The organism is Deinococcus rhizophilus (assembly GCF_030271215.1).
GTDB lineage: Bacteria > Deinococcota > Deinococci > Deinococcales > Deinococcaceae > Deinococcus > Deinococcus rhizophilus.
Genome location: NZ_JASNGB010000099.1, coordinates 1 through 11,135, shown reverse-complemented (window position 1 = coordinate 11,135; position 11,135 = coordinate 1). Strand labels below are relative to the sequence as shown.

Annotated in this window: 11 protein-coding genes and 1 pseudogene; 5 read left to right on the top strand and 7 right to left on the bottom strand. The window is 70.0% G+C overall.

Features of this window, described 5'->3' with window-relative positions; translation table 11 throughout:
- Positions 1-925, top strand: a 925-nt coding sequence (locus QOL99_RS10920) for a serine hydrolase (protein WP_285523799.1), incomplete at its 5' end; no start/stop codon positions are given.
- 215 nt (positions 926-1,140) lie between these two features.
- On the opposite strand, the gene QOL99_RS10915 is transcribed toward QOL99_RS10920, so the two are convergent.
- The gene (locus QOL99_RS10915; protein WP_285523798.1) at positions 1,141-2,148 is read right to left on the bottom strand and encodes a DHH family phosphoesterase; all 1,008 of its coding nucleotides are present in this window, start codon (positions 2,146-2,148) and stop codon (positions 1,141-1,143) included.
- A 98-nt stretch (positions 2,149-2,246) separates the two neighbouring features.
- On the opposite strand from QOL99_RS10915, the gene QOL99_RS10910 reads away from it, so the two are divergent.
- The 4 genes from QOL99_RS10910 (at position 2,247) to QOL99_RS10895 (ending at position 6,685) form a co-directional block, all read left to right on the top strand.
- Entirely contained in the window at positions 2,247-2,885 is a 639-nt protein-coding gene (locus QOL99_RS10910; RefSeq protein WP_285523797.1) for an HAD family hydrolase, read from the top strand.
- Between the two features lie 117 nt (positions 2,886-3,002).
- On the top strand, positions 3,003-4,580 hold the full coding sequence (gene aceB, locus QOL99_RS10905; protein WP_285523795.1) for a malate synthase A: 1,578 nt from the start codon (positions 3,003-3,005) through the stop codon (positions 4,578-4,580).
- A gap of 82 nt (positions 4,581-4,662) precedes the next feature.
- Complete coding sequence (aceA, locus tag QOL99_RS10900; RefSeq protein ID WP_285523792.1) at positions 4,663-5,973, top strand: isocitrate lyase; 1,311 nt, start codon at positions 4,663-4,665, stop codon at positions 5,971-5,973.
- Between the two features lie 100 nt (positions 5,974-6,073).
- Positions 6,074-6,685: a hypothetical protein gene (locus QOL99_RS10895; RefSeq protein WP_285523790.1), complete on the top strand. Its 612-nt coding sequence runs from the start codon at positions 6,074-6,076 to the stop codon at positions 6,683-6,685.
- Between the two features lie 16 nt (positions 6,686-6,701).
- Here QOL99_RS10895 and cdd read toward each other — a convergent pair whose 3' ends face one another.
- From cdd to QOL99_RS17850, 6 genes and pseudogenes are all read right to left on the bottom strand, one after another.
- Positions 6,702-7,166 carry a cytidine deaminase gene (cdd, locus tag QOL99_RS10890; RefSeq protein WP_285523789.1) on the bottom strand — a complete coding sequence of 155 codons (465 nt, stop codon included), beginning with the start codon at positions 7,164-7,166 and terminating at the stop codon, positions 6,702-6,704.
- The gene (locus QOL99_RS10885) at positions 7,156-8,499 is read right to left on the bottom strand and encodes a hemolysin family protein (protein WP_285523786.1); all 1,344 of its coding nucleotides are present in this window, start codon (positions 8,497-8,499) and stop codon (positions 7,156-7,158) included. The genes cdd and QOL99_RS10885 overlap by 11 nt, the downstream gene beginning before the upstream one ends.
- 431 nt (positions 8,500-8,930) lie before the next feature.
- Positions 8,931-9,311 (bottom strand): diacylglycerol kinase, encoded by a 381-nt coding sequence (locus QOL99_RS10880; protein WP_285523785.1) that lies wholly within the window; start codon positions 9,309-9,311, stop codon positions 8,931-8,933.
- A gap of 1 nt (position 9,312) precedes the next feature.
- Positions 9,313-9,825, bottom strand: a complete 513-nt coding sequence (ybeY, locus tag QOL99_RS10875) for an rRNA maturation RNase YbeY (RefSeq protein ID WP_285523783.1) — start codon at positions 9,823-9,825, stop codon at positions 9,313-9,315.
- Between the two features lie 181 nt (positions 9,826-10,006).
- Positions 10,007-10,213, bottom strand: coding sequence for an MMPL family transporter (locus QOL99_RS17855; protein WP_407650172.1), 207 nt, complete (start codon positions 10,211-10,213; stop codon positions 10,007-10,009).
- A 169-nt stretch (positions 10,214-10,382) separates the two neighbouring features.
- A pseudogene (locus QOL99_RS17850) lies at positions 10,383-10,799 on the bottom strand (MMPL family transporter); the annotation flags it as partial.
- Positions 10,800-11,135 lie beyond the last annotated feature (336 nt).

The window sequence follows — 11,135 nt, the reverse complement described above, 5'->3', positions numbered from 1 at the left end:
CCTCAGCGGTCGGCTGGGGCTGTGGGTGGCCCAGATCGACCCGGCCACCCTGCGCCCGGTGCGGGCCGTCGCGCAGGAGGCCGACGGCGTCTTTCCCCTCGCCAGCACCTACAAGCAAGCGGTGCTGTGGGCGGCGCTGCGCGAGGTGGACGCCGGACGGCTCGCGCCGGGCGAGCGCTTCGACGTGACCCAGGCCAGCCAGAGCCTCGGCGACTACCCCTATGACGGCAGCAATGTCCGTGACCTCACCGAGCGGATGATCCGCCACAGCGACAACACCGCCACCGACCTGCTGCACCGCCGGGTGGGGCTGGGGACGGTGCAGGCCCTCGCGGACGACCTCGGCCTGTGCCGCACCCGGTTGATCCTGCCCACCAAGGCGTGGTGGACGGCGCAGACCGGCTCTTCTCCCGCCTTTCTCGCGGCGGCGGACTGGAACAAGGCCACGGGTTTGAAACGGGCACGGCTCGCCGCCGCCATCGACGCCGACGCCCAGCGCCTGCGGGCCGATGTCCTCCAGAACCGGCTGAACACCTACTTCGACGCCGCGCCCGACCCGGCCGCCGACCTGCGGGTGCACAACCTCAGCACCCCCCACGAGTTCGCCACGCTGCTGGCGCACCAGTACCTGCGCCCCGGTCTCTCGCCGGACAGCCTCGCGTGGCAGCGCGAGGTCGCGGCGATGGGGTACGGGCGCTCGGCCCTGCCCCCGGAGGTCGCTGGCAAGGTGGCCGCTTTCGCGGGCAAGGGGGGCAACGGCTGGCGCCTGCTGACCTACAGCGGCTACCTCCGCACCACCGATGGGCGCCACGTTGTCTATGCCTTCATGCAGCACGGGGCCGATGAGACCTACACCATGCCGAACACCAACCGCGCCTTCGCGTGGATCGGGGCGGGGCTGAAGGCGGTGCTGGAGGAGCCGTAATCCGGACTCCGCTGGAATCGGCTACGAAGTGATTCAAAGTGATTCACGTCCGAGCGGAGGCGAGCAGGAGAAAGGGCGGGTCCCGGGAGATGGCGTTCCTTGCGGGGGTGTCCCGGCAGGCAAGGCATTGGACGGCAGTCCGTATAGGGAACCGAAAGGGCGAAAGCCGCCCGGAGCATCGTCGCCGGGCGGCTTTCGCCGTTGGCCCCTGGTGGTCAGCCGCTCAGGCCCGCCCGCTGAAGTTCCGCCGCGACCGCCGTGTCGAGCCGCTCGCGGGCCGCCGCATACGGCCCGGTCAGGGTCGCGCCCGCCGCCGGGACATGCCCGCCCCCGCCCAGTGCCACGGCGATGTTCTGGGCGCTGACCCCCCCGCGCGACCTGAACGACAGCTTGACCCGTTCGCCGTAATCCTTGACCATCACGGCGAGGACCGAGCCCTCGGCACCGCGCAGCAGGTTCACGTAGGACTCCACGTCCTCCCAGGTCGAGCCCGCCCGCGCCAGCATCGCGTCGTCCACGCGGGCCAGGACCACCCGGCCGCCGTGCAGGAATTCCATGGTGCTCAGCACCTCGCGCAGCAGCAGGTAGTACGAGCGCGGATTCTGGTTGAGGTTGTCGTTGATCCACCCCAGCCGCGCCCCGTGCGACAGCAGCCGCGCCGCCGCCTTGAAGGTCCGGGGAGTCACGCTGTCGTAGCGAAAGGACCCGGTGTCGGTGTTCAGCCCCAGCATCAGCGGGGTGGCGATCTGCTCGGTCCAGGGAACCCCCAGCGCGTCCACCACATCGGCCACCATCATCGCGGCGGCGGGCAGGCTGGGGTCGACGAGCAGGGCGTCGGCCTGACGGCGGTTGGTGCCGTGGTGGTCGATGTTCACGACCCGGCCGCTGAAGGTGGTCAGGTCGGCCCCCGCCACCCGCGTGGGGTCGTTGTTGTCCACGTCCAGCACGGCGGCGAGCGCCCCCTGCGGCCACTCCGCGAGCGCCGGGACGATCTCATCCTCCTGCACCAGAAAGCGCAGGTAACGCGGCACCTCCATCACGGCGATCACCTCGCGGCCCAGCGCCCGCAGCGCCCGGGTCAGGCCCAGCACGCTGCCCAGCGCGTCCCCATCGGGATTCTCGTGCGAGAGGATGACGGTGGGGCCGGGGTGCGCCTGCAGATGTTCGGCCACGGCCTGCACAGCCTGCGGATAGGAGGGGGTGGTGTCGTTCATGCCGGTCATGGGAGCGAGTATAGGTGGGGCGTCTGAACCCGGAGGCCGGGGGCCTTGTGCCGGGCTTGATCGGCCGCCCTCCGCGCCTCCTGCGCCACAATGCCCGCATGACCCTCCCGCCTGCTCCCGCCGACCGTCACGTCGCCTTCGACTGGGGCGGCGTCTTTACCCTCGGCACCTTCGACGGCCGCTCGACCGCCCGCCTCGCCGAGCGGGGCGGCGTGCCCGTGGAGCGCGTGCGCGAGAGCTACTTCCGGCACGTGCACGAGTTGGAGGTCGGGGCGTGGACCCTCCCGCAGTTCTGGGACGTGCTGGCCGCCGAGACGGGCCTCACCCTGCCCTACCCCGAGTTCGAGGCGCTGTACCTGGGGAGCATCCACGACAACCCGGCGATGTACACCACGCTGGCCCGCCTTCCGGCGGGGGTGCGGGCAGGGCTGCTGAGCAACAACTACCCGGTCGTCAGCGACCACCTGCGGCGCGATCCCCGCTTCGCCCGCTTCGGCGCCCTGGTCTTCAGCAACGAGCTGCGGCAGAAAAAGCCCCACCCGGCCGCCTTCGCCGCCCTCGCCGGGGCGATGGGGGTGCCCCCCTCGCAGACCGCCTTCGTGGACGACGTGGAGGAAAATGTCGCGGCGGCGCGGGCGGCGGGCTTTCATGGCCTGCTGTACCACCACGACCGCCACGCGGAGTTCGAGCGAGAACTGGAGATGTGGCTGGGGGGGCCTGCCGCCTCTGGCCCCTGACCCAGGGTGGTGTACATCCCGACGTGGTGTACTTCCGCGCCGCCAGGGTACACCACCCCCCACGCCGGGCGACGCGGCCCACAATGCCCCCATTACCGCACGAGGAGGCATGGCCCGATGACGCAAACGATCCACACGTCCATCACGCACGGGGCACATCCGCAGGCCGGACGCGTGCTCACGCCGGGAGCGCTGGCCTTTCTGGAGGAGCTGCACACCCGCTTTGACGCCCGACGCCGCGAGCTGCTGGCCGCACGGCAGGAGCGCCAGCGGCGGCTCGACGCGGGCGAGTGGCCCGACTTCCTGCCCGAGACCGCCCACATTCGCGCGGCCGACTGGAGGGTCAGCCCGCTGCCCGCCGACCTTCAGGACCGCCGGGTAGAGATCACCGGCCCGGTGGACCGCAAGATGGTGATCAACGCCCTGAACAGCGGCGCCCGGATGTTCATGGCCGACTTCGAGGACGCGAGCAGCCCCACCTGGGACAACGGTCTGGATGGGCAGGTCAACCTGATGGACGCGGTGCGCCGCACCATCGCGCTGGAGGCGGGCGGCAAACGCTACCGCCTGAACGACACGACGGCGACCCTGCTGGTGCGCCCGCGCGGGCTGCATCTGGAGGAGAAGCACGCGCAGCTGGCGGGGCAGCCCCTCTCCGGCAGCCTGTTCGATTTCGGCCTGTACGCCTACCACAACCTGCACGAGCGTCAGCGGCAGGGCGTGGGCACCTACTTCTACCTTCCCAAGCTCGAATCGCACCTCGAAGCCCGCTGGTGGAACGACCTGTTCACGTACACCGAAGACACCCTGGGGGCGCCGCGCGGGACCATCCGGGCCACCGTGCTGATCGAGACGATCCTGGCCGCCTTCGAGATGGACGAGATTCTCTACGAACTGCGCGAGCACTCGGCGGGCCTGAACTGCGGACGCTGGGACTACATCTTCTCGTACATCAAGAAGTTCCGCGCCCATGACGACCGCATCCTTCCCGACCGCGCCCAGGTCACCATGACCACCCCGATGATGCGGAACTACTCCCGCCTCGCCATCCGGACCTGCCACCGCCGGGGCGCTCCGGCCATCGGGGGCATGAGCGCCTTTATCCCGGTGAAGGGCGACGAGGCTGCCAACGACCGCGCCTTCGCCCAGGTCCGCGCCGACAAGGAGCGCGAGGCGGGCGACGGCCACGACGGCACCTGGGTCGCGCACCCCGGGATGGTGGCCCTTGCTGGCGAGGTCTTCGACCGCCTGATGCCGGGGCCGAACCAGATCGGGTCCGGCAAACAGATGGACTTCGAGGTCAGCCCCGCAGACCTGCTCACGCCCCCCGAGGGCACCATCACGGCTGCGGGCGTGAATCTCAACGTGGATGTGAGCCTCCAGTACATCGCCGCGTGGCTTTCGGGGCGGGGCGCAGTGCCCATCCACCACCTGATGGAGGACGCCGCCACCGCCGAGATCTCCCGTGCCCAGCTGTGGCAGTGGGCGCATCACGGCCAGCGCACCGAGGACGGCACCCCGATCACCCCCGAGGGCCTGACTCGACTCATCGCCGCCCACCGTGACCGCCTCGGCCGCGAGCAGCCGGAACGCGCCGCCCGCTTCGGGGAGGCCGCCGAGCTGCTCAGCGCCCTCGTCACCGCCGAGACCTTCGAGGAGTTCCTGACCCTGCCTGGGTATCAACGCCTCCAGTAGGACGCCCGCTTCCAGCGACCAGCCGCCAGCAACTTCGTCCCACCGGGCGAGGGCCGCCCTCTCACACCCCGAGGAGACCACCATGACCCGCGACTCCAACCTGCACAGCCCACGCACCCACGCCGAGATCCTGGAAAAGACCTGGAAGACCGAGGAGCGCTGGCAGGGCATCCGCCGCAACTACTCCGCCGCCGACGTGGTGCGGCTGCGCGGCAGCCTCCCCATCGAGTACACGCTCGCCAAGCACGGCGCTCAGAAGCTGTGGCGGCTGATGAAGGAAGAACCCTTCGTGAACGCGCTGGGGGCCCTGACCGGCAACCAGGCGATGCAGCAGGTCAAGGCGGGCCTGAAGGCGATCTACCTCTCGGGCTGGCAGGTGGCCGCCGATGCGAACAACGCCGGGCAGATGTACCCCGACCAGAGCCTCTACCCCGTCTCCAGCGTGCCCGACGTGGTGCGGCGTATCAACAACACCCTGCGCCGCGCCGACCAGATTCAGCACGCCGAGGGGGGCAGCGACGTGGACTACTTCGCGCCCATCGTGGCCGACGCGGAGGCAGGCTTCGGCGGCCCCCTGAACGCCTTCGAGCTGATGAAGGCGATGATCGAGGCGGGCGCGGCGGGCGTTCACTTCGAGGACCAGCTCGCCTCCGAGAAGAAGTGCGGCCACCTGGGAGGCAAGGTGCTGGTGCCCACCTCGCAGTTCATCCGCACGCTGAACGCGGCCCGCCTCGCCGCCGACGTGTGCGGGGTGCCCACCGTGCTGATCGCCCGCACCGACGCCGACGCCGCCAACCTGCTCACCAGCGACGTGGACGAGAACGACCGGCCCTTCACGACCGGCGAGCGCACCCCCGAGGGCTTCTACTACGTCCGCCCCGGCATCGAACAGGCCATTTCACGCGCCCTGGCCTACGCCCCCTACGCCGACGTGATCTGGTGCGAGACCTCGGTGCCCAATCTGGAGGACGCCCGGCGCTTTGCGGAGGCCATCCATGCGCAGTTCCCCGGCAAGCTGCTCGCCTACAACTGCTCGCCCAGCTTCAACTGGCGCAAGAACCTCGACGACGAGACCATCGCCCGCTTTCAGGTCGAGCTGGGGCGGATGGGGTACAAGTTCCAGTTCATCACCCTGGCGGGCTTCCACTCGCTCAACATGGGCATGTTCGACCTCGCCCACGGCTACGCCCGGCGGCAGATGAGCGCCTTCGTCGAGCTTCAGGAACGCGAGTTCGCCGCCCAGGAGCGGGGCTTCACAGCCGTCAAGCACCAGCGCGAGGTCGGCACCGGGTACTTCGATCTCGTGGCGACGGCGGCGGGCGGCGGGCAGAGCAGCACGACGGCGCTCGCGGGCAGCACGGAAGCCGAGCAGTTCGTGGGGGCGCACGACTGATCCAGAGCAGCGATAGACACGTCATGACCGCCGAGTGGGGGAGAGCCGGGGAGGGGTTCTCCCCGCTCGGCGTTGTCAGGACGGCGGCGTAGACTGGGACATGTTCGCGCTGCTGGTGGCCGCCGCCCTGCCCGGTCTTCCCGTTCCCATCACGCCGCGAGTGGAGATCACCTTTCCAGAGGCCGCGCCCGTCACGCTCAGCGGTCCGGAGAACTCCGCGCAGAATGCCGAGTATCCCTGGACGCATCAGCAGACGCTGATGTCCCCGCGTGGGGACGCTGCTGCCGTGCGTTTCTGCTGGGAGATCGGCAAGTATGACGGCTGCCAGGTCGTCCTGGCGCGGCCCAGCCAGCCCACGCAACGGCTGAAGAACAGCGACGTGCGGCGCCTGCTGTGGACACGGGACGGCCAGTACCTGATCGGTGCGGGGGTCAACACCGTCCGGCTGTGGAATCTGACGGGTGGGGTGCGGACAGTTCTCCCCGCACCGGCGCCCATCACCACGTCACTTCCACACACGTCGCAGATCACCGGGCTGACCCTGCAGGGCCGCGACCTCTGCGTCCAGACGCAAGACCAGTGGTACGGCAGGAACAGCCAGCGACTGGGCCGCAGCGTCTCGGCCACCCGCTACGCCCTCCCCACCCTCCGTCGACTGGACGTGACCACGTGGCCCGAGGGCAAAAAAGAGGCGGACTGCTCCGCCCCTTGATCTCGTTGAACCCGTGCTACTCCGTTTCCACCTCATGGCCGTCGTCTCTGTGCTCCAGCCGGAAGCCGTGGGGCAGGAAGTCGCGGACCATCCCGCTGACCACGTCGCCCTGATGGTTCACGCAGACCACCCGGGCATCGGGCGCGAACTCGAAGAGAATCTGGCGGCAGGCCCCGCAGGGACTCGCGGGCGGGCTGGCCTCCGAGTACACCACCAGGTCGGTGAACTCGCGGGCCCCAGCGGTCGCCATCGCCTGCACCGCCGACTGCTCGGCGCAGCGGGCCAGCCCGTAGGAGGCGTTTTCCACGTTGGCGCCGAAAAACACCCGCCCGTCCGGGGTCCGCAGGGCCGCGCCCACCCGGAACCGGCTGTAGGGGGCGTACGCCTGCCGGAAGGCGGCCCTGGCACCCTCCAGCAGCTGAGGGTCAGGCGTGACGGGCTCAGGTGTGACGGGCTCAGGTGTCACGGGCTCAGGTGTCACGGGCGGACTCCTCGTAGGTCTCGAACACCATCGTCTCGGGGGCGCGTTCCACGTGGACGCGGGTCACGCGGCGCTGGTCGGCCTCCTCGACCGTGAACATCCAGCCGCCGTGCACGAAGTTCTGGCCGGGCTCAGGGATATCGCCGAAATGGTTGGTCATGAACCCCGACAGGGTATCGTACTCGCCGTCGCCGTCCTCCAGATTGGCGCCCAGCCGCTCCTCGACCTCGCCCACGGTCAGGCTGGCGTCCATCAGGTAGCGGCCCTCGCCCAGCACCTCGATCAGCGGCAGCTCCTCCTCGTCGGTCTCGTCGTAGATCTCGCCCACGATCTCCTCGAGGGCGTCTTCCAGCGTGACCAGGCCCGAGGTGCCGCCGAACTCATCGACCACGATGCTCATGTGCGACTTCTTCTCGCGCATCTTGGTCAGGAGGTCCTTGATCTTCATGCCCTCGGGCACGAAAAAGACGGGGCGCATCACGTCGGCGATCCGCACGGTGTCGAGTTCGTGCAGGTGTGCGAGCAGGTCGCCGGTGTGCACGATCCCCACCGTGTTGTCGGCGGTGTCCTGATACACCGGGACCCGCGAATAGCCGTGGACGGCGTTGAGGTCGAGCAACTGGCGCAGCGGGGTCGAGCCGTCCACCACCACCATGTCGATGCGCGGGGTCATGATCTCGCGCACGGTGGTGTCCGAGAGGTCGAAGACGTTGTAGACGAGTTCCTTCTCGTCGTCCTCCAGCACCCCCTCCTGACTCGACGCGCCCACGATCATGCGGATTTCCTCTTCCGAGTAGGCCGCGTGGTGCCCGGCGACCCCGCGCAGGCCGAACATCCGCACCACGCCGTTGCCCATCGCGTTCAGGCCCACGATGGCCCACTTGAACACCGCTGTGAAGATCAGCAGGGGCCGCGTGACCAGCAGCGACACCTGCTCGGAGCGCTGCAGCGCCCACGACTTGGGCGCCAGCTCCCCGAACACGATGTGCAAGATGGTGCTGATCGCAAAGGCGAGGCCGAACGAGATCGCCGTGATCTGGCCCTCGCTGAGGGTGGTGTCGCCCAGCAGCGGGTGAATCAGGTGCTCGATGGCAGGCTCGGCCACGAACCCGATGCTCAGCGAGGCCATCGTGATGCCGAGCTGGGTGGCCGCGATGTACAGGTCGAGGTTTTTCAGGGCGCCCTGGGTCGCGCGGGCGGCCGTGTTGCCCTCCTCGGCCAGCTGGTCGATGCGGGTGCGCCGCACGCTGACGAGCGCGAACTCTGCCGCGACGAAAAAGCCGTTGAGCAGGACCAGAACAAACAGCGCGACGATACCGAGAATGTCATTCATGGATGGGCGCACTCCATTTGCGCCCCGGCATGCCGCGTGGCACATGCTGCCCGCCCGCCCGCACCCCTGCCGAACAGGAGGTCACGGGCGGCGCGTCGGTTGCCGGTCGGGGGAGCCACAGTAAAAATGCCGCCCGCAGGCGGTCTTGACCGGGCGTCAGGGCAGAGCCAGAACTGGGAGGCTCCATAGCTGCGGGCAGTTTACCACAGGCCAGGCCCACGGCCCGCGAAAGTCTGTTCCCCAGGCAGAGCAACCGCAGGGTCGCAGGGAGGGGCAGGAGAACGGGTTCCTGGAGGGCAGATGCTGTACTGGCGCCCTTTTGAGGAGAGCTGTCAGCGAAGCTCACTGAGGGGTGAAGCGGGACGCGTACTTCCAGAGCCGGACTGTGCGGTTGCCCTGGTCCCCCAGCGCCCCCCCCGGAGCTGGGCCTGTCAGCCGCTCAGCAAGCGCCACAGCGGTGGCCCCAGCACGGCCAGACCGACTCCCAGCGCCCCCAGACTGGCGACCAGCACCGCTCCCGCCGAGGCGTCCTTCGCCACCTTCGCCAGCGGGTGCCACTCGGGCGAGACGAGGTCCACCACCGCCTCCAGCGCCGTGTTCAGCAGCTCCACGCTCAGGACCAGCCCGCAGGCCAGCAGGATGGGGGCGGGCGGCACGTCCAGCGCCAGCGCCAGCCCCAGCGCCAGCCCCCCCGCCCAGACCTCGATGCGGAAATTGGCCTGGGTGCGGTAGGCGTGCCGCAGCCCGGCCCAGGCAAAGCCCGCCGAGCGCCACCAGCGGCGGGGGCTCAGGGCCGAGCCGTCCGACCTCACGTCAGGCTTCGGGGGCCGAGGCTTCAGGGTCCAGGGCTTCAGGGGTCAGGGCTCCGGGCGGCAGCGCCGCTCTCGCCGCGTCCCAGGCCGCGTGAAAGACCTGCCATTCCTCGCCGGTCGCGCCCTCCTCGAAGCCCAGGCCCTCGGCGTGGGGGTGATCAAAGCCGACGAGGTGGGTCAGGCCGTGGCTGGCGAGCAGGGCGACCTCGCGGGTGAGGCTGTGGCCCCGCGCCCCGGCCTGCCGCGCCGCCGTGTCGAGGCTGATGATGATGTCGCCCAGATGCGGCGGCATGAAGGGGTCGCCGGGTTCCCAGGCGGGGAAGCTCAGCACGTCGGTGGGGGCGTCCTCGCCCCAGTGTTCGCGCTTGAGCGCCCGGATGGTGCGGTCGCCGACCAGCACGACCGTCACCTCGCGGTCCTCCACCCCGAAGTGCCGCATCGCCGCCCCCAACGCGGAGCGCAGGGCGGGGCGCAGGCCGGACGGCGGGGTCTTGCGGGCCACGAGGTCGATCACGGGTCCAGGATAGGGGAATGGTCCTGGGAGATTCTCTCTGCCGGACCGGGTGAGGGCGTCGGCTTTGAAGGCGCGCCTGGGATGGTCACGCGCCCCCTCCCCCCTTGCCTCGCGAGGCCCTCTCTGCAAGCAGCTTCGCGGGTCCCACGAGGGGAGAGGGTCAAAGTCTGCGGGGCACGGTTCAGGTCGTTTCGGGCGCGCCCCCCCCGTCCGCCTTCAGGCGCACCGGCCACCACGAGCGCGGCCCCAGGTCATAGGCGAGCGCGGGCACCAGCACCGTGCGGACCAGGAAGGTGTCCAGCAGCACCCCGAACGCCACGATAAAGGCGAGCTGCAGCAGAAACAGGATCGGGATGACGGCCAGCGCCGCGAAGGTCGCCGCCAGCACCAGTCCCGCCGACGTGATCACGCCCCCGGTCACCGCCAGCCCCNAGCAGAAACAGGATCGGGATGACGGCCAGCGCCGCGAAGGTCGCCGCCAGCACCAGTCCCGCCGACGTGATCACGCCCCCGGTCACCGCCAGCCCCCGCAGGATGCCGGGCCGGGTGCCGTGGTGCAGGGCTTCCTCGCGCACCCGGGTCATCAGGAAGATGTTGTAGTCGATGCCCAGCGCCACGAGAAAGACGAAGCCGTACAGCGGCACCGAGGGGTCGGCGCCCGGCAGGTCCAGCAGGCCATTGAACACCAGCGCCGAGACCCCCAGCGCCGTGGCAAAGGACAGCACCGTGGTCGCCATCAGCAGGGCGGGCATCAGCACGCTCCGCAGCAGCGCCACCAGAATCACGAAGATCACGGCCAGGATCAGCGGAATGATCAGGGTGCGGTCGCGGATGGAGGTGTCGGTGGTGTCGATGGCGACGGCGGTGCTGCCGCCGATCAGGGCCTCGCCGGAGAGCCGCTCCCGCAGCGCCCGCACGGTCGCCTCGGCCCCCGGGCTGTCGGCGGGGTCGTCCAGGGTGGCCTGGAGGAGCACCTCACCGTCCCGCACGGTCGGCGCCGGAGCCGGAGTACCGGGAGGTCCGAACGCCTGGATGCCGTCCCCCGTCACCGGGGCCGACCCCGAGGGCGAGTCCTCGCTGAGCACCGAGACCGACGCCACGCCCTCCTGCGCCAGCAGGGTCGCGGCGACCTCCTCCAGCCGCTCCTGACCGGTGAGCACATAGGCCGGGTTGCCGGAGCCGCCGGGGAAATGCTGGGCCAGGGCCCGCTGCCCGTCGCGGGCGTCGGACGCTCCCAGCACAAGTTCGCTCTGCGCCACGCCGTCCGCCCGCAGGCCCGGCGCGAAGGCGGCCCCCAGCGCCAGCAGCGC